Origin of the sequence: Arthrobacter sp. NPDC057013 (assembly GCF_042674585.1) — a bacterium.
Classification (GTDB): Bacteria; Actinomycetota; Actinomycetes; order Actinomycetales; family Micrococcaceae; genus Arthrobacter.
On the sequence record NZ_JBHUSE010000002.1, the window covers coordinates 101,099 to 122,198 of the forward strand.

A 21,100-nucleotide genomic window follows, 5' to 3' on the forward strand; every position below is an offset into this window, starting at 1 on the left:
GGACAAGACTGATGGAGACCGGACGGAAGGACGAGGATGTCTGAGGATTTCAGGGTGCTGATCGTGGATGACGACTTCCACGTCGCCAAGCTCCACGCCGCCTATGTGGACTCGGTGGCGGGGTTCCTGGCGCTGCCGCCGGCGGGTTCGGCGTCGCTGGCATTGCAGTCCATCCACAGCCTGCGCCCGGACCTCGTGCTGCTGGACGTGTACCTGCCGGACGCCTCGGGCCTGGACCTCCTGCATCAGCTGGATGTGGACACGATGATTCTCAGTGCGGCATCCGATGCGGCGTCGCTGCGCACGGCGTTCCGGCGTGGTGCCCTCGGGTACCTGCTCAAGCCCTTCACCGCCGAGTCGCTGTCCCAGCAACTTCGGTCCTATGCCCGGTACCGGCGGATCCTGGGCCAGCCGGGTGCCCTCGACCAGGAAACCGTTGAGCGGGCAAAGCGGGCGCTCATCCCGGGCGACGTCTCGCCGTCGGCCAAGCCTCGTTCGGCGACGGAGGCGGCGGTCCTGGAGTCGCTGATCCCCGGCGAGCAGTACTCGGCGGCCGATGTTGCGGGCCGGGTCGGCGTATCCCGTGCCACCGCCCAGCGGTACCTGTCGTCGCTGGCGGACGACGGCGCCGTCGAGATCCAGCTCCGCTACGGCACCACCGGCCGGCCCGAACACCGCTACGGCCTCCCGGCCTCTTAACCGCGTTAAGCGCGAACTGGCAGCTAATGCCCTCAAAATGTGGATTTGGGGGCATCTGCTGCCAGTTCGGGCTTACGGCGGGTGCTAGCTGGCGCTCTTCTGGGCGACGAGCTCGATCTCGACGAGCATCTCCGGATCCAGGAACGGCAGCACGTGGACCAGCGACAGCGTCGGGCGGATCTCGCCGAAGACCTCGCCGTGCGCACGGCCGGCGTCCTCCCACTTGCTAATGTCCGTCAGGTACAGCTTGGACTGCACGACGTCGGCGAGCGCGAATCCGGCGTCGGCCAGGACAGTCTCGAGCTTCTTCAGGATGAACTGGGTCTGCTCGTAGAAGTCGCTGCCGACGATGCCGTTCTCGCCGCTGGCGGCCGTGGCCGAGATGTAGAGCGTGTTGTCCACCTGGACCGCGCGGGAGTAGCCGAGCTTCTGTTCCCAAACCGAGCCGGTGCCGAACGTCTTGCGCATGCTGCTGCGCCTTTCACTAGGGGTTTTAAGTCGGCTCCACTCTAGGCGGGCGGGACGTCCAGCCTGAAAACCAGCAGCTTTATGTCGGTGCCGGGCACATACCAGTCGCGCTCGGGCACCCGCCGGAAGCCTGTTTTCCGGTACAGCCCGTGGGCGCTCTCCCAGTCCCCGCCGGTGGTCAGTGCCACGGCACGGATCCCGTCCAGCGACCTGGCGTGCGCAATGATCGCTTCGACCAGGGCCAAGCCGGCACCGCTGCGCTGCACGGCAGGGTCCACCACCAGCATGCGGAACTCCAGCTCGTCCTCGAGTGCGATATCGGCATACTTCTCACCGGCCAGCGCCAGCGTCACCGAGCCAACGATCGTGCCCGCGCGCTCCGCCACCCAGATGGTGGCCCGTTCCGCCCGGGTGGCCACGTCCTGGATCTGCTTCATGTACGGATGATCCGCGGTCTCGAAATAGCCGGCCGCCAGATAAGCGTCCCGGGTGATGCGGGCGATGGCCGCATAGTCGGCGGGGAGGGCGGGACGGACGGTGATCTGCGGCTGCACCCGTCAATGGTAGTGCCGGCCGACGGGTGCGCCGGGCGAAACAGCTGTTTCCGTGATTGAACTATCACGGCTGCCCGGTCCAGGCCGGCTGGTCTTTGCTTGTTTTGGGTGTAGACCCGCACGGTTGGCGGGACGATAATGCCTGCACCGCAGGTGCAAACAGCATTTCGCAGTGCATTGGAATGAAGGGGAATCCCATGAATGAGGAAGGGGCTCCGCGGCTTACCGTCGTGCAGCCCGGACAGGGCAGGGAAGCACCGCTTGGCGGCATCGGTGTTGTGTTCAAGCTCTTCGGCGAGGACACCCACCAGCAACTCTCGATCGTGGAGCACCCGTTCCCGGTCGGCGCGCTGGTGCCCCCGCACATCCACACGCGTGAAGACGAATACTCGATCGTCCTCGAGGGCGAAATAGGGTTCCGGTCCGGTGACCGCGAGGCTGTCCTCGGTGCCGGCGGGTACATCACGAAGCCACGGAACGAACTTCACACCATGTGGAACGCGGGCAAGGTCCCCGCCCGGATGATCGAGGTGATTAGCCCGGCCGGATTTGAGCACTTCTTCTGGGGGCTTGCCAACCAAATCGAAGCCGGGCTCCCGGACCCCGAGACGGTCGAGAAACTCGCGGCCCACTTCGGCCTCCGCTTCGCTGAGGCGCCCTGGCTGCCGGACATTATTGCCCGCTACAACCTGACACCCCCGCGGATGTGAACCGCCGCGCCGCAAACCGCCCGGGCCGCAATCGGCCCGGGCGGCGGTGCGTGTAATGCCGCGCGGGAACTAGAGCGGGAACTTGCCGGACATCTCAAGCGTGCCCGCGCATGTCCAGGCCGACAGCCGTTCCTCGGCCGAGGGCCCTCCCTCGAGCGGGCTGGTGAGCCTCGGGCGCCGCACCCAGCATCCGGCTTCCTCGGCCACCAGCGCACCCGCGGCGAAGTCGTGCTCGTTCAGGCCCCGCTCGCCGAAGGCATCGACTGTTCCGTCGGCCACCATGCACAGGTCCAGGGCAGCCGAGCCGAGCCGGCGCACGTCGGCGAAGCCGTCCACAAAGCCGCCAAGGGCCGCGAACTGCTCCGCCCGCACCTCCGGGTCATAGCTGAAGCCGGTGGACAGGAGCTGGCCGGTGCGGCCGGGAACCGGACCGGTGAGCTGCACCCGTTTTCCGTCCTGCTCCAGCCAGGCGCCCTGTCCCCGGGAAGCGTAGTACACACGCCCCAGCGCGGGGGCATGTACGACGCCGGCCAGCCACACGCCGTCGGAATCGGCAACAGCCACGGAGGTGGCGTAGTAGACGATGTTGCGGATGAAGTTGGTGGTGCCGTCCAGCGGATCAATGGACCACCGGAGCCCTGTGGGTTTTTCGGGGCTCGTCGTCCCGTGTTCCTCGCCGGTGATCACGTCGTCCGGGCGCGCACTGCGGATGGCGGTGCGGACGGCTTCCTCGGCGGCAACGTCGAAGGCGGTGACCCAGTCGCCGGCTTCGCCCTTGTTGGCCACCGTCCCGGAGTCCAGGGCGCCGTTGCTGCGTTCGGCGAGCACACCGGCACCGGCAGCCGCGGCGGCCTTGGCCACGTCGAGGAGCCCGTTCACGTCCAGGCGGCTTGCAGTATCCAGTGTCACTCGGAGTCCTTCCCCTTGCCCGAAACGGCGGTTGCCTCGGGATCGTCAGTTGCCGATTCGGGTTCCCCGGCGCCGCCGGCAGCCGCAGCCCCGTCAGCGCCATCCCCGCCGGTCACGGCCGGCCCGTTGGCAAGCAGTTCCCGGAAACCGTCCTCGTCCAGGATGGGCACACCCAGCTGCTCGGCCTTGTCCCGCTTGGTGCCGGCGTTGTCACCGGCCACCAGGTAGCTGGTCTTCTTCGACACCGACCCTGCCGCCTTGCCGCCGCGGACCAGGATGGCTTCCTTGGCCTCGTCACGGCTGAAGCCTTCCAGGGTTCCGGTGACCACGACGGTCAGCCCCTCGAGGGTGCGCGGTGTGGTCTCGTCCCGCTCGTCCTTCATCCGGACCCCTGCGGCCGCCCAGCGGTCGATGATCTCGAGGTGCCAGTCCTCGGCAAACCACTCCTTGAGGGCCGCGGCAATGGTGGGGCCGACCCCGTCCACGCCCGCGAGCTCCTCCTCGGATGCCTGCCGGATGGCGTCCATGGTGCCGAAGTGGTTGGCCAGGGCGCGCGACGCCCGGGGGCCGACGTGCCGGATGGACAGCGCCACCAGGACCCGCCACAGCGGCTGGGTCTTGGCTTTTTCGAGTTCGGTGAAGAGCTTGCCGGTGGTGGCTGTCGGCTTCGAGGGCGTCTTGGCCGTGCCCTTGCTGTAGAAGTACGGCACGAGCTCGAACTCGCCGGTGGGAACACCCTTGGACCTCTTCTCGCGCCGGATCTTCACCGGTTCCAGGTCCTCCGGCGTCAGGTCGAAAAGGGCCGCCTCACTGACCAGGGGCGGGACTTCGGGTTCCGCCGGCTGGGTCAGCGCGATCGCGGCCTCCCAGCCGAGGGCCTCAATGTCCAACGCTCCGCGGCTGGCCACATGGAACACGCGCTCACGCAGCTGCGAGGGGCAGGACCTGGCGTTGGGGCAGCGGATGTCCACGTCCCCTTCCTTCCCGGGAGCAAGCGGCGTTCCGCAGGACGGGCACTCAGTGGGCATCACAAAATCCCGCACGGGCGGGTCCTGCTGGTCCCGGAGCGCCAGCACGGGGCCGACGATCTCGGGGATGACGTCCCCGGCTTTCCGGAGCACCACGATGTCGCCGATCTTGACGCCCTTGGCCTTGACCACGTCCTGGTTGTGCAGGGTGGCCATGCCCACGGTGGAGCCCGCGACCTTAACCGGCTCCATGATCCCGAACGGCGTGACCCGGCCCGTACGGCCGACGTTGACCGCGATGTCCAGCAGCTTGGTGTGCACTTCCTCGGGCGGGTACTTGTAGGCGACGGCCCAGCGCGGAACGCGGGTGGTGTAGCCCAGGGCGCGCTGGGTGGCGAAGTCGTCGATTTTCACCACGATGCCGTCAATCTCGTGAAGCAGGCTGTGCCGCTTGTCCCCGTATTTCTCGATGAATGCCAGCACCTCGGCCGGACTGCCGAGCACCTCGAAGTACGGGCTGACCGGCAGTCCCCACTCCGCCAGGAGCCGGTAGGTCTCCGACTGGCTGGCTGCCTGCAGGCCTTCGCGGGCGCCGATTCCGTGGACGAACATCTGCAGCGGGCGCTTGGCGGTTTCGGCCGGATCCTTTTGCCGGAGCGAGCCGGCCGCGGCATTGCGTGGGTTGGCCAGCGGCGCCTTGCCCGCCTCGATCAGCGCCTCGTTGAATTCGGCGAACGCCTTGGACGGGATGAACACCTCGCCGCGGATTTCCATCTCGGCGGGAAACCCGCTGCCGCTGAGCTGCTGCGGGATTTCCTTGATGGTGAGCACATTGTGCGTGATGTCCTCGCCGGTGGTGCCGTCGCCCCGGGTGGCGGCCCGGACCAGCTTGCCGTCCCGGTAGAGCAGGTTCACGGCGAGGCCGTCGATTTTCAGTTCCGTGAGCCAGGCGGCGTCCGGATTTCCGGACTTGGCGACCCCTGCCTCCGCCTTGGCGATCCAGGCCTTCAGTTCGTCGATGGAGAACACGTCCTCCAGGCTGTACATGCGCTGGAGGTGTTCGACGGCGGCAAACGCCGCTGATACTTCGCCGCCAACCTCCTGGGTGGGCGAATCATTGGAGACGAGCTCCGGATGCAGCGCCTCGAGTTCCTCCAGCCGGCGAAAGAGAGTGTCGAACTCGGCGTCGGAGACGAGGGGCTCGTCCTCCTGGTAGTACGCGAAGCGGTACTTCCGGACGAGGTCCGCAAGGTTCTCGTACTCATCCCGTACCGACTCAGACGGAATGGCTTCCGGCTCAAGCTGGTCAGTGGCGGCGCTGGTTCCCATGGCCGCGCTGGTTCCCGTAACTGCGTTATCTGTGGGGCCTGATGGTGTGCTCACAGACCTATCTTGCCTTACAGCACGGACATTTTGCCGAGGCGGCGGGCCTCCCCTGCCGGCAACAGTCCTACCAGTGGCCGGGGCGGTTGCGGCTCCACAGGGCGAAGGCGAGTCCGCCCAGACCCACCAGGAGGACGCCGCCCATGATGGCGAACAGGCCGAAGAGGCCGATGCCGGAGCCCTTGTCCGCGACTACCACGGCGGCGGCCTGGCCGGCCTGGACCGGCGTGGGGATCGGTTTGGTCCAGCTGGACTCGGCCGCGGGTGTGGAGGACGACGGCCCGGGGGTGGCGGAGGCAGAGGTGGCCGGAACCGTGGCGGGTGTAGCCACCACCACGTTGGTCCCGGCATCGGCGGGCTGCGGGTCCACAGGCGCCATCGCGGGAGCGGGGACGGCCGGCGCGGGTGCGGGGGCAACGCGCGGCGCCGCAGGCGCCACGGGCTGTGCAGGAGCGGGGGCCGGCGCAGGTGCCTTCCGTGCCGGCGGCGCCGCGGGCGCCGGTGCGGGCGCCGGCGCGGGTGCCGCCGTCGTCGTCGGAGCCGGAGCCGGAGCCGGGGAACCGGACGACGGCGGGGGGACCGGTACTGGTGATTCGGTGCACTGTTGCTCGGGCAGGCAGGCCGCCTGTGCCGCTCCGGCGGAGCCGGCCGCAACGCTGAAAGCCAGCATGGCAGCGGCAATTCCGGGCAGCAGCGCGCCCCGCGGACTCGTGATTCGGATCATGGAAGTACCTTTGCAGCCGGGCAGGGTACCCCGCGCCGAGTTTTGTCCCGGGTATCTTCCTACAGTCCGGCGCGGCGCGCCAAATCGGCTACTGCCGGTTTTCCGGCGGCATCGCGATCTGGAGCTTGCGCACCTTGCCCCTGCCCACGATGTAACCGCGTCCCGGAATGAAGTCGGCACCGACCCGTCCGAGCGAGGTATTGAGGAGGCTGTCGCCGTCGATATCACCCGGATTAATCAGCAGTCCCCGCCTGCCCGACTTGAACGGCTGCGCCAGCGACCATGCCGATGACCAGGTGGAAGTTTCGGATTCCCCCACCACCCACTGGTCCGCCTTGATGGCCGCCGCCACCAGCCTTTCGATGCCGGACTCGGCCAGGGTGTCCGTGAACTCCGTGAGTCCTTCGATGAAGAGGGCCACCTTGCCCGGGTTGGCCGAGGCGTGGTCCGTGAGCGCCTCCACCGCCTCTTCGACGTCGTCGGCGCCCACCAGCGAACGGTCCCAGACGGGCAGCGACGCCACCGCGGATTTCCTGGCGGCAAGGTACACCAGTTCGGTGCCGGGGTTGGACCGGCGTAGCGCATAGGCCATGGTCACCAGGGCCACGGTCCGTCCGGCGCCCGGCGGCCCGGCGAGCAACAGCGGGCCCTTGGCCATGAGCGTTGCCGGCTGCAGTGTTTCGTCGTCCACGCCGATGACGGGAAGGTCCGGGAGCCCGGCTGGCAGGATGTCCAAGTCGATCTGCTCGGGCAGCCGCTCGATCCGGGGAGCCTGTTCCACGCCCTGACGGAGCATGGCCTCCCTGAGTTTGTGCACTTCGCGCGCCTGCAGGGCCAGGTTGGAGTTCCCGCCGAGGACGGCGAGCTGCACCTCGTGGCCGCCCAGCAGCCCGCGGCCGGGAGGCGAGGCCTGGCCCAGGACGTCCTTCGCCACGTCCATGGTGAGGTAGTCGTCCTCGGCGGAGAGACGCAGCACCAGCCGCCGCTGGATGGAGGCAAGCAACGACGCCGGGACGGAGCTGGGGCGGTCACCGGTGACAACGAGGTGGATGCCCAGGGGACGGCCGTCCGTGGCCAGCTGCAGGAAGAGGTCCCAGAGGCCGGAAAGCTTGCTGTATTCGTAGCCCTCGCGGAAGGCCGACATGCCGTCGACCAGCACAAAGATGCGCTTTTCATCGGGCAGGCCGGCGAGCTTGCGGTACTCGCCGATGGTGGAGGCCCGGACCTCGGCGAAGCGCCGTGCCCGGTCCTCGGCGAGGTCGCTGAGCCAGCGCAGGAGCCTGCCCACGCGCTCCACGTCGTCGCCGTCGATGATCCCGCCCACGTGCGGGAGCTCCTCGAGCATTTTGAGCCCGGCGGAGCCGCAGTCGATCCCGTAGACGTGAACGGGGCCGCCGCGGGGCGTGACGGCGGCCGCGATGGCGATCCCCCGCAGGGCCGCGGACTTGCCCGAGCCGCCCGTGCCGTAGATGGCCATGTTGCCGTCTTTGTCCGGTTCGTAGAAGACGGTGGGCTGGTCCTGGCGGGCGGGATCGTCCGCGACGCCCAGCAGGAGCCGTTCGTCGGTGCGCGGGTTGGGCAGCAGCGAGAAATCGTAGGTCGTGGCAAGTTCGTTCAGCCACGGCTTCCGCGGCGGCTCGATGGCCAGCAGGTCGGCGGCGGCGATGACGTTGGCGGTCATCCTGGCGATGTCGTTGGGTCCGGCGGGTTCGTCCTGCACGGCGGTCTCCGGCGCCGGTGTTTCCCAGGCGGGACCGGACCCGAAGGCCATCTCCACGATGTCGATCTGCGGACGCTGCGGGCGGTCCGTGGTCCAGCCGCCGGCGTAACCGGTCTGGAAACCCTGGATGCGGCCCGGTCCGGTTTTCGCCGCGCCGCGGCCCGGGATGGCGGGGTCGAAGTAGGCGGCGTCCGGAACGCCAAGGATGTCCGTGGCGTCGTCCTCATCGGCCATGCGCAGCGCCACCCGGAGGTTGGTGTTGGCGCGCAGGCTTTCCTTGATGACGCCGGCCGGCCGCTGGGTGGCCAGGATCAGGTGCAGGCCCAGGGACCGGCCGCGGGCGGCGACGTCCACCACGCCGTCCACGAACTCCGGCACTTCTGTGGCCAGGGCCGCGAATTCGTCCACCACGATCACCAGGTAGGGCGGAGCCTCCGGATCGGCCTCGCGCTGGAGTGCGAGCAGGTCCTTGGCTTTTTTCCTGTTGAGCAGGTGTTCCCGGTAGTGGAGCTCGGCCCGCAGTGAGGTGAGGGCGCGGCGCACCAGGTGCGGCGAGAGGTCGGTGACCAGGCCCACGGTGTGCGGCAGGCGGACGCAGTCGGCGAATGCAGCGCCGCCCTTGTAGTCCACGAACAGGAAGCTGACGCGGTCCGGGCTGTAGGCGGTGGCCATGCCCATGACCCAGGACTGCAGGAACTCGGACTTGCCCGCGCCGGTGGTTCCGCCCACCAGGGCGTGCGGCCCCTCGTTCTTGAGGTCCAGGTGCAGCGGCTCCACGCCCTTGGACCCCACGAGGGCACGGAGCGAGCCAGTGTCCTTGCGGTTGGCGACGGCGGTGGAGCGGACGGAGTTGTTCTCCTGCCAGCGTTCGGCCACGGCCTGCGGGTTGTCGAGGAAGTCTTTGCCCCCCAGCGCCGCATAGGACACGGCCCGCGGCAGGTTCGAGTCGTCCTCCACCGGCTTTCCGGCGTCGACAACCGGCGAGAGCATGCGGGCCAGCTGGCCTGCAAGCTCCGCGTCGACGCTCTCGCAGCTCACGGGGTAGGTGTGGCGTCCCAGCCGGACCTGGCCGGTGGTGGTGCCGTGCTCGCCGTCCACCGCCATGAAGTCACGGCAGGCGGCCGGAAGGGATTCGACGCCGGCAGCCACCCATAGGACGTGGACGCCGGTATCGGGTCCGCGCTCCACGAGCCGGGTCAGCCGGCCGCGGTCTACCGGGGCGTCGTCCTCGACGATCACCAGCACCGAGGGCAGCACCGGCGGCGGAACGTCCGCGGTTTCTTCGTGGATGCCCGGCCGCTGCGCAGGACCCTGCCCGGGGCCCTGCGAACGAATCGCAGTTTCCCGCAGTTCCACGAGGTCCTCGATCCGGGCCAGCAGGCTGGTGCCGCCCGCCGAGCCGGCGGCGAGGTGGTCGCCGCCGAGCGGGCTGTGGCTCGAGCCGACGTGCGGCAGCCACTGCAGCCAGTTCCAGCGTTCCCGGGACCGGGCCGAGGTGATGGCGGCCACGGCCACCTCGGCCGGGGAATGCAGGCCCACGAGCTGGAGCACCACTCCGCGTGCCACGTCATCGACGAGTCCGCGCGGCCCGGCGAGGCCGAACGAGCCGGCGGACCGCAGTTGGGAAACGACCGGCACACCCTCGATCTGCCGGAACTGGTCCAGGCAGTCCTCGATCTCGCGCCGGTACTCCGTCTCGGTTTCGGCGGTGTTCGGCTCCTCGAACGGAAGCCGGGACGGCGCCGTGCCGAGCCCGAACCGGAGGGCCAGGAACCCGGAGTGCTCGGGCCGGTGGGTCCAGAGCAGCGGGCCGAGCTTGTAGATGGAGTCAACGGTGTCACTGACGGACGGTGCTTCCTGGAGCCGGACGGCCCGTTCCACGCGCTGCAGCTCGGTGGTGTCCTGCCGGAAGGCCGCCATGGCCTCCCGGAACTGCTTCAGCTGTTCCTTGCGCTCGCGCTTGCTTTGCAGCTTCTGGTCCACGTAGTGGCCCACGATGAACAGCGGCATCATCAGCATGAAGAGCATGGACAGCAGGCTCTGGGTCACCACGAACAGCACCGCGCCCATCATCAGCGGAGCGATCAGCATGATGTAGGGGAAAGGGTGGTGGTCCTGCCGCTTGGGTCCTGCCGGGGGCACCCGCTTGCCGGGGGCGAACCGGGGCACCACGCGCGGGGAACGGTTGAAGTGCACCAGGGGCGAGGTCGGGGCTGCCGCGCCGCTGCGCGCCAGCGGCACCACGGTCAGCACGGTGTCGCCCAGCGTGACGGTGTCGGAGGAATTCAGCGTGGCGCGGGTGACGGGCAGCCCGTCCATCTGGAGGCCGTTGGCGGAGTTCGTGTCGACGATCTCGATGCTCTCCCCCACCGTGATGCGGGCGTGCCGCTTCGACGTGAGCGGGTCCGTGAGCCGGACGTCAACGTTCCGGTCCCGTCCGATGTAGCTGGTGCCGGAGGGCAGCGAAAACTCCCGCCCGACGTCGGGCCCGGAGACTATGCGCAGCGTTGCCGCGGCGGGCCCGCGGTCCGCGGCAGGGCCGGCGTCGTTCGGGTTGCCGAACTGGCTGCTCACCTGGGTGAGGGAAACGACAGACCCGGGCCGCAGCCCGGATTCGAGTAGGTTGTCCGCCCGGTCCAGGACGATGCCGCGCATGCCGCCGGCCACGAAAGCCTCGTCGATCCGGAGGGAAAGGTTCGGCGGGGCGGGCTCCTGGCGCCGGGCGGGGTCAGCCGTCCAGAGCTCGGTGGCGATGTCCGCGACGGTGGCGCGGCCGTCCACGGTGACCGCCAGGTCCTTCGCTTCGGCGGGGTCCCGGCGCAGGGTCAGTCGGATCCTCATGCTTCGACATCACCGCGCATCTGTTCCAACAGGTGCAGGTCCTCGGCGGTGACCAGGTGCGAGGTGACCGCGTGCTCCACGAGGCGGGCCCGGCGGTTGGTGGCCAGCTTGCCGCCGCCGCCCCGCAGTCCGGCCACTCCGGCCCGGTCCAGCTTGTCGCACACGTTGTCCAGCTTCCGGTTGAACCGGGTGAGGGCCCAGCCCAGGGTCCGGGCCGCCTCCGCGGAAGACGGTATGGCGCTGAATCCGGTGCCCTCGCGCCGGAGCATGGGTTCGGCGAGCGCCACGATGAGGGCCTTCTGGGAGTCGGTGAAAACAACGGGTCCGATGGTGGTGTCGCCGCTGCTGGTTTCGCTGCTGGTCTCCTGCCGGAACGAGGGCGTTTTCAGGTGGACGGCGAATTCGTAGGTGGTGGGTCCGGCCGTGAAGATGACGCTGGTGTGGCTGAAGACGAGCGGCAGCCTGGCGCCGGGTGAGAGCCAGGCCTGCATGCCGCCGGATCCGTCGGCCACCGTGGCGGAGAGACGGCTGCCCACGTTACTGAGCCACCAGATGCCGTCATACCTGGCAATCTGCAGGAAGCGCCGGTGCAGGTACGGGTTGTCGTCCACCTCAAGGTCGCCCTCGCGGCCGATGCTGAAGATGTCCTCATCGGTGGGCTCGTACCACTCGCCGCAGAAATCTATGGCCAGGTCTCCCATGTTTTCCTGTCTTGTCGTCGGGTCAGTTGCTGCTGGGCGGCTGCTAATACTGCTGGCGCCGCGTCGTGCTAAGGGCGTGCTAGAGACACGCGATGGAGTCCTCGCCGGCCGGTGACGCGGATCCGTCGCTGCGGACGATGATCACCTGGACACACGTGGGCTCCGCCGCATTCGCCGTGACGTCCACCCGGGTGGCCGACGTCGACAGGTAGCCTCCGCCGCCCTTGACCGTCTTGATCCGCCACTTGTAGGTGTCCCCTGGCTTCGGTTGCGGGTTCGTCCAGGTGAAGCGGACTTTCCCTTGCGCGCCCGCGCTGCCGGCCAGCTTGGCGACGTCGGGCACGGACCCGTCGTCGACGGCGTCGGCGGGCGGCTTGCTGATGGTTTCGGTGGGCCGGGTCTCGGGCTGGGGCGCGGCCGACGCCACCACAATGCCCACGATGACCGCCAGCACCAGAAGCGTCCCGCCGGAGATGGCGAGCCACAGGTTGCGTTTCCCGTGGTCCGCCGGATGGTCCTCCCGCTGCCCGGGTGCATCATCCGCCGCAGCCTTCGGCTGGTTGCCGCGCAGGACCGTGGCGTCGGCCCGGTCGTCCGCTGCGGGCGAAGTGAACGGCGCAGGCTCCCGTGCCGCCTGAGCGGCCGACGGCGGGATCCCCGGTAAGAGCCCATTGGCCGGCTGAGGCGCGGCTCCCCCGTCCAGCGGTTTGGTGCGGGCCGGGAAGGTGGGGGCGCTTCCGGTCCGGTCCGGGTCAATGGAGGCCACGTTGCGGACGCGCGTCTCCTCCACGCCGTCGTCCTGGTGGACGTCGTCCGGCTGGCGTTCCTCGAGCACCTCGAACGGCGTGACGGACAGGTTGAGCTCGGCCTGGATCCGCTGCAATGCCAGGGCAAAGGCGTGGGCCGACGAATAGCGTGAGGCGGGTTGCTTGGCCATCGCCGTCGCCAGGGCCAGTTCAAGGGATTCCGGCACGTCGGCACGGCCCAGCCGGGGCACGGGCATGTTGGTGATCCGCGAGATGAGCTCGCGCTGGGAGTTGTCGGCGCCCGGCAGCACGAACGGGGACCGTCCGGCGAGCAGTGTGTACAGCGTGGCGCCGAGGGCCCACACGTCCACCAGCACGCCGTCGGTATTTCCGTCCCTGAACTGTTCCGGCGGCGACCACGGGATGGACATCCCGGCGTCCTCGTCGACGTCGCCGGCCAGCGTGCCGGAGATTCCGAAGTCGGTGAGCGCGGGGCGGTTGTAGTCCGTGACCAGGATGTTGGCGGGCTTGATGTCGCGGTGGGCGATGCCGGCCCGGTGCGCCGTTTCGACGGCAGAGGCCACCTGGATGCCGACGGCCAGGACCTCGTCCACGCTGAACCGCTGCCGGCGGTACCGGACATCCAGGCTGGGCCGCGAGCAGTACTCCATGGCGAGGTAGGAATGGCCGTCCTCCGTCACCTCGGCCTCATAGATGGTGACGATGAAGGGGTGTGAGGACAGCTGGGCCATCAGGTTGGCCTCGGACTCGAAGCGGCGGCGGGCGCCCTCCGTCTTGAGTCCGGACAGCAGCACCTTTACGGCCACCTTGCGGCGCGGCCGGTCCTGCTCGTAGAGGTAGACGTCCGAGAAGCCGCCCGATCCGAGCAGGCTCACGTAGTTAAAACCGGGGATGCGGGGCGGTGGTGCCGCCGGCCGCTTGGAACTCACAGGATCTCCTCAAAGCGCAAGGACACGTCATCGCCGAGTTCTGCGATGTCGCCGTCCAGGACAATGGCCATCTCATTCTGGGCAAGGCGCCGCGGCGGCTGCCCCTCGCGGACGAGCACGGTGCCGTTGGTGGCTTTCAGGTCGCACAGCATCACATGCCAGCCCTCCAGCCGGACCTCCACATGGGACCGCGAGATGTCGCCGCCGGGGCTGGCCACCTGGACCAGCCGCGGCATGATGCCGCCCTGGACCCGGGACACGGACGGCTGGCGTCCGATCACCAGCGACTGGTCGAGGTCTATCAGCTCCCCCGTGGACAGCCGCAGCCGGCCCAGCCGGGGGCGCGGCACCTGGATGGCGACGTCCGGCAGCTGCGCCCCGCAGGTGAAGCACTGCCCGCTGGTGGGAGGGTTGGCATGGCCGCCGGGGCACACGCGTGCGAGCACCATGGGCCCGTTTCCTGCCGCCGCCGCCTGGCCGGGTTCCTGTCCCTGCCCGGGATGCTGTCCTCCGAAGGCGGGGAGGTCGCTCCTGAGGATCGTCTGACCGTCGTGGTCCCCTTCGGCCGCCACCCCCGGTCCGGGTACGGAGCTGAACGACGGCGGGACCTGGGCTGCCGCGAACGACGGCGGGACGTCGGGCGCTGCGAACGACGGCCGTGCGTCGGCTGCCGAGGAGGCGGGCGGCACCTCGTGCCCCGAGAATGCGGGCGGCACGTCCGCTGCCGGGGCACGGCCATTGCCCGTCGCCCACGGCACTGAGTCGATCAGGCCTGACACTGCAGGAGTTGACGGGGCAGGAGTTGACGGGGCAGGGGCTGACGGGGGCTCCTGAGCAGCTGTTTCCTTAGTCCCCGTTTCCGGAACTGCCGTCTCCGCGCCCGCCGGAGCGCCGCCGTCGTCCTCCGCATCCGTCCGCACGGCGGCATCCTCGATGCTGCGCACCACCGTTTTGTCCCAGAGGTGGTCGTACGAGCCGGTCAGTTCCGTGGCCGGGCTGTCCCCGGGCAGTGTCCCGGCGGCGGCAGCGCCTGTCTCCGTGTATCCGGTAACGGTTTCCTGCAGTCCGGCAACCGTCTCGGCCGACGCTTCCTGCTCCGGCTCTGCCGCCAGTGAGACGTCCTCACCGGGCGCCACGATGGTTTCTGCCGAGGCCTCCAAAGGCGCTTCCGCAGTAGACGGTGCCGCCGTCGACATTGCAACAGGTTCCGGCCGGCCTGGGGGGCTACCGCCAGGTTTGGTGACGCTGACGCGCAGCGACTGCAGAAGTACGGCACCCTCAATCAGCGGCAATTCGGCGGTGCGCAAGTCGGCGGTGTGCAGCGCGGCCTCTGGTAATTCAGGATGTGCTCCGGCGGCCGCCGGCACCTCCACGCTGAACCGCTCGGGTGCCTCCAGCCACCGTTCGGTCCAGGTGGTGACGTTCCGGCCGTCCAGCTTTACGGAGCCTGACGGGAGCTGGACTGTCAGGTCGATGTCGCCGCGCAGGAAGACCCGCAGCGAATCGCTGAACCCGATGATCCCGAAGCACGGGCTGGCGGACAGCGGCGCACCGAACCCTCCCGTCACGGCGTGCAGAATCTCCGCCGCGTTCTGGCCTTTCGCCAGGAGATCCCACACTGTGCTGACCAGCGGGGCCGGAGTGGCTGGGTCCAGGATCACCGCAGTTCCCTGCCGGATGAGGCCTAGCCATCCGCCGGGGACATAGCTAGCTGCGGCCATTGACAGCGTCCTTGCTTCCGGCGCGCGGCAGCGTGTCCTCGTCTTCCGCGTCGGCGGCAGTCCGGGGCGCCGTCGTGGCTACACCGGCCTCGTTGAGCACGTTCCTGGCATCGATGACGATCACCGTGATGTTGTCCCGGCCGCCGCGGCGCAACGCCGCCTGGATCAGGGCATCCACTGCTTCCTGCGGGTCCTCCACCGTGCTGAGGATTTCCCTCATCTCCGCGTCGGTCAGTTCGCCGTTGAGGCCGTCCGAGCACACCATCACCCGGTCGCCTTCCTCAATGGGCAGGAGCCAGTAGTCGGCCTCGGTCTCGTCGCCTGCGCCCAGCGCCCGTGTCACGACGTGCCGGCGGGGATGAACCGCGGCCTCCTCGGCGGTGATCTCGCCCCTCTCAACGAGCTCCTGAACCTCGGAATGGTCCACGCTGACCTGGGCGAGGCGGCCCTGGCTCAGCCGGTACGTCCGGGAATCCCCGATGTTCATGACCAGCCAGTAGGGAACACCCATCTGCTCCACCACCACCACGCCACTGAGTGTGGTGCCGGCCCGTGAGCCGGTGGCGGAGCGGATCGATTCGTCGGCGCTGGCCAGGTACTGCTGCACCACTCCCGCTGTGGCTGTCCGCTCCCCGGTGGCGAGTTGCGGCAACCGGGCCAACGCCCGCACGCACAAACCGCTGGCTACCTCGCCGGCCTCATGGCCACCCATGCCGTCAGCCACGGCGAACACGGGATCCGAGGCAATGTAGGAGTCCTCATTGAGCTCGCGGCGAAGGCCCCGGTCCGTTCCGTAGCCGTAGCTCAGCCTGAGGCCGGGCTCGCCGGTCTCTGGAGTTCCGGCCGCCTGCTGTGAATTCATGCGTGTCCTACGTTGAAGGTGCGGTCCCCGAAATGAACTGTGGTTCCGGGGCTGACAAATGCGGGCACGCCCGGCTGCAGCGCCGTGCGCATGCCGTCGGGTGTGGTGACGGCGCTGCCGTTGGTCGAGTGGCGGTCGGTGACCCAGACGCCGGCGCCGTCCGTGAGCAGGTGGAGGTGCGTCTTGGAAATGGTCCTGCCCGGGTCCGGGACGGGCAGCAGCTGCGCCTGCGATTCCCCGGCGGCAGGGGCGGGGTTGCGCCCGATGAGGACGGTGTGTGCCAGGCGGACGTCGCGGCCGTCGTCGAGCGTTATCCTCAGCACCGCCTCGGGCGCGTCCTGGCGAACCCCGGCGCGCACCTGGGTGCGGTCCATGGCGTCGTCCGGGTGGACAGGACTAGCCGGGTGAACAGCGGACGCGAGCGCGCCGCCAGGCACAACTGGCTCTGCCGGGGTTTGGGAAGCGACGGCGGCCGGGGCAGCAGGAGCCGGGGCAACGGGGGCACGGGAAGCAACCGGGGAGGCCACCTGCTGCACCGGGGGCAGGTCCAGGGGCGCAAAGCTGTAGGGGCCTTCGATGCCGCCGGTGGCTACCGGGTTGCGGCCGTTGGCGACGTCGAAGACGAGGGTTTTGGCGGCACGGTCGTGCCATCCGCGGAGCTTGCCGTCCGGGTCCCAGACGCTGGATACCACCACGGCGACGGCCCAGGCCGCGCCGAGGAGCAGCGACGGTCCAAGGACCAGCAGGGCGGCGTCGAACCATTTGAAAACCGCCACCAGTACGGCGGCAAGGACGGCAAGCAGGATGCCGGCGCCGGTCACGACGCCCCTGAGGAACACAGCACCGAGGCCAGGTGCGTAGCCGTCCCTGTCGGCGCTGCGGATGCCCATCAGCTGGTTGCCGATGGTGTTGCCCGAGCGGCCCTCGACACTTGCGACGGCGAACGCATACACAAGGGTCAGTCCGGCCCCGATGCTGCCGAGGACGGCCAGCAGGCTTGTGTCGTAGATGATGAGGCCGGCACTTCGCGTGCTGGTGATGCCGGCGAACCCGAAGGACAGCAGAACCGTCAGGATGGCCACCGGCGCGAGCCAGTCGAGGACGGCTGCGCCGAGTCGCTTGCCCGGCGCCGCCGGAACCAGCGCGAGAGTGCCTGACATGTCCGTTCCTTCCCCCAGCCCTACCGGGATGCTACCGGGAATCGGAGCGGCTTGCCTCCCGCCGCGGCCTGCCATGATGGCGCGCCCGGGCAGGCCTCCCCTGTTGGGCAGCGGGGTGCCGCACGCACCGCAGAAGCTTGCCCCCGCGCGGACAGGCTGCCCGCAACGTGGGCACGGCCCGGTCCCCTCGCCGGCTAAAGGCCCGTCCCCGGTGGCAAACGAACCGCTCACTGCCGGAACCCCCGCGCGGCCAGGGCAGTACGGGCCTCAGCCAGCAGCGACCGCGGCGAGAACCTCGCCTGCTGCCTCCGCCAGAAACCAAGCGTTCCGGTCATCTCCTTGAGCGAACCGTCCACGACGTCCCAGTACTCCCGCACCTCATCCTCGCTGGGCTGGCCCGCGCCGAAGATGGAGGCGTCCGCCCGGTGTGCCAGCCGGGTTGTGGTGGTGCCGGTGGCGGGGAACGCTTCGGCGACTACCGCCGCCGTTTCCCGTCTAGTTGCACGGATGTCCACGGCGGCACCCATGTCCGTTGCCAGGCTGAGGACCTCGTTCCAGCCGCCGCCGACGCGCTGGGCGGGATCGCCGCCGGTGAAGCGGGCCTTCCGGCGCCGGGACTTGAGCAGGGCGATGAGCAGCAGAGGCAGGGCGAGGACGCCGACGGGAACCATGGCGATGCCGATGGCCGTCAGGATGGGACCCCAGAGCAGCCAGGGATTGTTTTTCTTCTCGTCGGCGTCGAGCGCGTCCGGAGAGGAGTCCGGTGGCAGCTCGGCCGGTTCCTGTGGCGGTGGCGGCGGCTGCAGGACCTGGGGCTTGGGCTTGGACTTGTTTTCCGGATCGGGCGGGATGGGAATGTTGTCCTTGGGCGGGGTGGGGTCGAAGGCCACCCAGCCCACCCGGTCGAACGCCACCTCCACCCAGGCGTGCACGTCCTTGCCCAGGATCCTGATTTCGCCGGCACCGTTCTCCGGGCTCTTCGGGTCCGGGTAGAAGCCCATAACCACGCGCGATGGGATGCCCAGGTGCCGCAGCATCAGAGACATGGCCACGGCATACTGCTCATCGTCGCCCAGCATCTGCTTCGCGGTCAGCAGGTCGCGGATGCGCGCAGCGCCGTGCCCGGAGACACTGGGAAGCTGCCCGTCGGCGATGAGCCCGTTGCTGAACGCTCCCTTCTTCTGGAAATACGCCTCGATCTGCCGGACCCGGTCCACGGCCGTCGGGGCGTCCGAGGCCAGGTCATTTGCCTGGGCGCCCACCACGGGCGGCACGTCGGTAGGGTCGGGCAGGCTGACTTTGGCAAAGTCGTACTGTGTCAGCTGCCCGTGCTCCAGCTTCACCGGATCCGAGATCTGGACGGTGTAGGAATCACCCCGAGACAGGCCCTGGGTGGTCACGGCAGTGTCGGTTCCGGAGTTGAAGTACAGCCCTGAGGCAGCGGCGGACGAGCCCGGGCCAAAGCTGAGTCCGGTGGTCCTCCGGCCGCCCGGGACGAAGTAGCCCTGGTAGTCGTCAATGGTGATGTCCAGGCGGTAGTCGTCCGTCGGCACCGCGTCCGTCGAGTCGGCCAGCGTGTTGATCGACTTCGCATCACCCACCTTGCTGAAGCTGCCGGAGCCGTTCGGGTCCATCGTGTAGTTGGTGCCGTTGAAGGAATCGAGCGCGCCGAGCCGGACCCGCGCGTCCTTGGGCAGCCCCCTGACAGTGAACAGCGCGTCATCCTTCTTGTCCTTGACGAAGTTGCGGAAGCTCGCCAGCGGCGTGACATAGGCCTTCGGATCAAAGGGCGGCACGACGACGTTGCGGAGGACGCGCCGCTCGTCACCGGCGGCGAGGAGCGGCGATACCGCCGCAGTGATTCCCGCCGTCGCCGCCAGGACGGCGGCGCCGGCTGCCAGGCGGCGCATGCGCGCTTTCCCGGCCGTGCCGGCGTCGTGCTGGGGACGGTTCACCGACACCTTGTGGGTGTCGTGCCGGCGCAGGACGTCACGCCGGAAAGTGGCCCAGGCAATGCCCACCACCGTCAGCGCGGTGCCCCGTTCCACGGTCAGGAACCCGGCGTTGGTACTGAAGGCGATGCCTGTGACGAACAGGACCAGGACCGGCAGCAGCGGCCAGTAGGGGCTCCGGATCCGCCAGGTCAGCACGCCGGCGGCAACTGCCGTGATAAGTGCGCTCAGGAACGGGACGATCAGCACGCCGCCGGCGGTGCCCACCGGAACTCCGACCGTCAGCATGTCCTTCCACGACAAGACGACGCCGAGCAGCAGCGTCCGCAGCGATTCCAGGCTGGGGAGGAATCCGGCGACCGCGGGGTCGGGCACGGCGAGGGCCGTTCCCAGCAGCAGGTAGGCGCCGAAGGCCAGGGCCGTGGTGATCAGCAGCCCCAGCCTGAAATGGGCGTTGCCGGCAGCGATGGCCAGGCCCAGGATAATCCCGCCAAAGCCGGCAACCAGGTAATGGGGGTCGCCGCCGAAGCTGAGGCTGAACCCCAGGACACCCAATCCGAGCAGCATGGTGAGGGCCCCGCCGTCGAGCACAAAATGCCACCGTGGCCGGCCGTCGGCGAAGGCAGACCCGGAAGCCGGCCGGCCTGAACGGCCGGAACCGCGGGCGCTGTCTGAAGGGTCTTTCCGTTCTGAACGGCGGGGACCGTCCGAACGGCGGGGGCGGAGACCGGTTACCTCACTCATGCTGCAGCCTTTCGCAGGACGGAGGGAAGGTCGGAGAGGTCACCGACCGTGAGCACTGTCAGGTCGCCGATGTTGGCGCGGGCCGGGGCAGCGCCGAGGTCGACGAGCACGGCGAGGCTCCGCACGCCGGGCGGCACCGAGGCGGCGGCCGAGCGCAGCTGCGTGGGCGTCACGTGGCTGCCCACGACGAAGAAAACGACGGAGGCGTTGGGCACCGTGTCGGCAAGCGTGCGGGCGAGGTCGACGGCGGTCTTCCGCAGCGGGGTGCCGACGATCCGGGTCATGTCGTCCAGCATGTTGCGGCCGGTCTCGCAGCGCAGCGGGCCGGACTGGGTCAGGACGTCCAGTTCACGCTGTTCGCGGATGGCCTGCCGGCCGATCGACGCGGCTGCCGATAGGGCCAGCTCGAATTCCTCTTCCGACGCGTACTCGTCCGTGTTGATGGACAGCGAAATGGCCAGGTGGGCGCGGCGGGTTTCCTCGAACTGGCGGACCATGAGTTTGTTGGTCCGGGCGGTGGTTTTCCAGTGGATGTGCCGCCGGTCGTCCCCCGGGACGTAGTCGCGCAGCGCGTGGAAGGACACGTCCGCGCTGGACAGCTCCGTGGTGGGCATGCCCTCCAGGTCGCGGATGAACCCGGCAGCGGAGCCGGCCAGCGCAACTGTCCGCGGGTGCACGTAGAGGTCTTCCGGTTCTGTCCAGAGCACCTGCCGGCGGAGCAAGTGCAGTGGATCGGCCCGGACGGAGCGCACCGGGCCGACTACGATGACCGCCCTGCGGGCCGTGGGGATGGTGAACAGATCCTCGTGCACCTGCTGCGGCTTCATCCGCGGGAGGTGGAAGACGGCGGTGGCTGCCCCGACGGGCAGTTCGAGGTCAGCGGGCAGAAGCGGCCGGGCCGACGTGTTGGCCACGGCGATGCTTCCGACGGCGCTGTCCCCCACAGCTACCCTGGTCCGGGCGAGGTCGAGCACCACCCCGTAGGACGACCGGCCCAGGATGAAGCCGACGGCGATGACGAAGAGCACCAGCGCCGCAATGGCTGCTGCCTTGGCTTCCTGCCAGCCGTAGGCGTTTCCGGCCGTCCACAGAAGAACCGCGGCGGCCAGCACGGACCAGCCCAGGACGCTGACCACGGCCAGGACCGGGCGGACGCGGCGGCCCCACACGTCGTCGGCCATCCGCCAGGCCGGACCAAGCGCGAGCCGCGCGGTGCTGCCGGCATCCGACCACACCCGTTGCTTCGGCAGCAGGACCCTAGGCGGCTGCACACTGGGCAGTTGCACCC

15 protein-coding genes are annotated in these 21,100 nt (G+C 69.1%); 2 read left to right on the forward strand and 13 right to left on the reverse strand.

Features of this window, described 5'->3' with window-relative positions; translation table 11 throughout:
• Positions 1-36 precede the first annotated feature (36 nt).
• Positions 37-699, forward strand: a complete 663-nt coding sequence (locus ACFTSA_RS04505; RefSeq protein WP_354261866.1) for a response regulator — start codon at positions 37-39, stop codon at positions 697-699.
• A gap of 84 nt (positions 700-783) precedes the next feature.
• Here ACFTSA_RS04505 and ACFTSA_RS04510 read toward each other — a convergent pair whose 3' ends face one another.
• Positions 784-1,167: a RidA family protein gene (locus ACFTSA_RS04510; RefSeq protein ID WP_377949950.1), complete on the reverse strand. Its 384-nt coding sequence runs from the start codon at positions 1,165-1,167 to the stop codon at positions 784-786.
• Positions 1,168-1,208: 41 nt separating this feature from the next.
• Positions 1,209-1,721: a GNAT family N-acetyltransferase gene (locus ACFTSA_RS04515; RefSeq protein WP_377949951.1), complete on the reverse strand. Its 513-nt coding sequence runs from the start codon at positions 1,719-1,721 to the stop codon at positions 1,209-1,211.
• A gap of 197 nt (positions 1,722-1,918) precedes the next feature.
• On the opposite strand from ACFTSA_RS04515, the gene ACFTSA_RS04520 reads away from it, so the two are divergent.
• On the forward strand, positions 1,919-2,431 hold the full coding sequence (locus ACFTSA_RS04520) for a cupin domain-containing protein (RefSeq protein WP_377949952.1): 513 nt from the start codon (positions 1,919-1,921) through the stop codon (positions 2,429-2,431).
• Positions 2,432-2,500: 69 nt separating this feature from the next.
• On the opposite strand, the gene ACFTSA_RS04525 is transcribed toward ACFTSA_RS04520, so the two are convergent.
• The 11 genes from ACFTSA_RS04525 to ACFTSA_RS04575 all read right to left on the reverse strand — a co-directional run bounded on the left by ACFTSA_RS04525 (position 2,501) and on the right by ACFTSA_RS04575 (position 20,993).
• Entirely contained in the window at positions 2,501-3,340 is an 840-nt protein-coding gene (locus ACFTSA_RS04525) for an inositol monophosphatase family protein (protein WP_377949953.1), read from the reverse strand.
• On the reverse strand, positions 3,337-5,691 hold the full coding sequence (gene ligA / locus ACFTSA_RS04530) for an NAD-dependent DNA ligase LigA (RefSeq protein ID WP_377949954.1): 2,355 nt from the start codon (positions 5,689-5,691) through the stop codon (positions 3,337-3,339). Before ligA ends, ACFTSA_RS04525 begins: the two co-directional genes overlap by 4 nt.
• A 67-nt stretch (positions 5,692-5,758) precedes the next feature.
• On the reverse strand, positions 5,759-6,415 hold the full coding sequence (locus ACFTSA_RS04535) for a hypothetical protein (protein ID WP_377949955.1): 657 nt from the start codon (positions 6,413-6,415) through the stop codon (positions 5,759-5,761).
• Positions 6,416-6,503: 88 nt separating this feature from the next.
• Complete coding sequence (locus ACFTSA_RS04540) at positions 6,504-10,976, reverse strand: FtsK/SpoIIIE domain-containing protein (RefSeq protein ID WP_377949956.1); 4,473 nt, start codon at positions 10,974-10,976, stop codon at positions 6,504-6,506.
• Positions 10,973-11,677, reverse strand: a complete 705-nt coding sequence (locus tag ACFTSA_RS04545; RefSeq protein WP_377949957.1) for a hypothetical protein — start codon at positions 11,675-11,677, stop codon at positions 10,973-10,975. Before ACFTSA_RS04545 ends, ACFTSA_RS04540 begins: the two co-directional genes overlap by 4 nt.
• 79 nt (positions 11,678-11,756) lie before the next feature.
• Positions 11,757-13,373, reverse strand: a complete 1,617-nt coding sequence (locus tag ACFTSA_RS04550) for a protein kinase (protein ID WP_377949959.1) — start codon at positions 13,371-13,373, stop codon at positions 11,757-11,759.
• Positions 13,370-15,094: a hypothetical protein gene (locus ACFTSA_RS04555; RefSeq protein WP_377949960.1), complete on the reverse strand. Its 1,725-nt coding sequence runs from the start codon at positions 15,092-15,094 to the stop codon at positions 13,370-13,372. The genes ACFTSA_RS04550 and ACFTSA_RS04555 overlap by 4 nt, the downstream gene beginning before the upstream one ends.
• Positions 15,081-15,956, reverse strand: coding sequence for a PP2C family protein-serine/threonine phosphatase (locus tag ACFTSA_RS04560; protein ID WP_377949961.1), 876 nt, complete (start codon positions 15,954-15,956; stop codon positions 15,081-15,083). Before ACFTSA_RS04560 ends, ACFTSA_RS04555 begins: the two co-directional genes overlap by 14 nt.
• Positions 15,953-17,347, reverse strand: a complete 1,395-nt coding sequence (locus ACFTSA_RS04565) for an RDD family protein (protein WP_377949962.1) — start codon at positions 17,345-17,347, stop codon at positions 15,953-15,955. The genes ACFTSA_RS04560 and ACFTSA_RS04565 overlap by 4 nt, the downstream gene beginning before the upstream one ends.
• Positions 17,344-19,812 carry a transglutaminase domain-containing protein gene (locus ACFTSA_RS04570; protein WP_377949963.1) on the reverse strand — a complete coding sequence of 823 codons (2,469 nt, stop codon included), beginning with the start codon at positions 19,810-19,812 and terminating at the stop codon, positions 17,344-17,346. The genes ACFTSA_RS04565 and ACFTSA_RS04570 overlap by 4 nt, the downstream gene beginning before the upstream one ends.
• On the reverse strand, positions 19,809-20,993 hold the full coding sequence (locus ACFTSA_RS04575) for a DUF58 domain-containing protein (RefSeq protein ID WP_377950221.1): 1,185 nt from the start codon (positions 20,991-20,993) through the stop codon (positions 19,809-19,811). Before ACFTSA_RS04575 ends, ACFTSA_RS04570 begins: the two co-directional genes overlap by 4 nt.
• Between the last annotated feature and the right edge of the window lie 107 nt (positions 20,994-21,100).

What these genes read in the sequence shown, in the direction of transcription:
- ACFTSA_RS04560 (WP_377949961.1), bottom strand. Translation starts at nt 15,956, where the DNA reads ATGAATTCACAGCAGGCGGCCGGAACTCCAGAGACCGGCGAGCCCGGC.
- ACFTSA_RS04570 (WP_377949963.1), bottom strand. Translation starts at nt 19,812, where the DNA reads ATGAGTGAGGTAACCGGTCTCCGCCCCCGCCGTTCGGACGGTCCCCGC.
- ACFTSA_RS04505 (WP_354261866.1), top strand. Translation starts at nt 37, where the DNA reads ATGTCTGAGGATTTCAGGGTGCTGATCGTGGATGACGACTTCCACGTC.
- ACFTSA_RS04535 (WP_377949955.1), bottom strand. Translation starts at nt 6,415, where the DNA reads ATGATCCGAATCACGAGTCCGCGGGGCGCGCTGCTGCCCGGAATTGCC.
- ACFTSA_RS04545 (WP_377949957.1), bottom strand. Translation starts at nt 11,677, where the DNA reads ATGGGAGACCTGGCCATAGATTTCTGCGGCGAGTGGTACGAGCCCACC.
- ACFTSA_RS04510 (WP_377949950.1), bottom strand. Translation starts at nt 1,167, where the DNA reads ATGCGCAAGACGTTCGGCACCGGCTCGGTTTGGGAACAGAAGCTCGGC.
- ACFTSA_RS04575 (WP_377950221.1), bottom strand. Translation starts at nt 20,993, where the DNA reads ATGGCCGACGACGTGTGGGGCCGCCGCGTCCGCCCGGTCCTGGCCGTG.
- ACFTSA_RS04555 (WP_377949960.1), bottom strand. Translation starts at nt 15,094, where the DNA reads ATGGCCGCAGCTAGCTATGTCCCCGGCGGATGGCTAGGCCTCATCCGG.
- ACFTSA_RS04520 (WP_377949952.1), top strand. Translation starts at nt 1,919, where the DNA reads ATGAATGAGGAAGGGGCTCCGCGGCTTACCGTCGTGCAGCCCGGACAG.
- ACFTSA_RS04540 (WP_377949956.1), bottom strand. Translation starts at nt 10,976, where the DNA reads ATGAGGATCCGACTGACCCTGCGCCGGGACCCCGCCGAAGCGAAGGAC.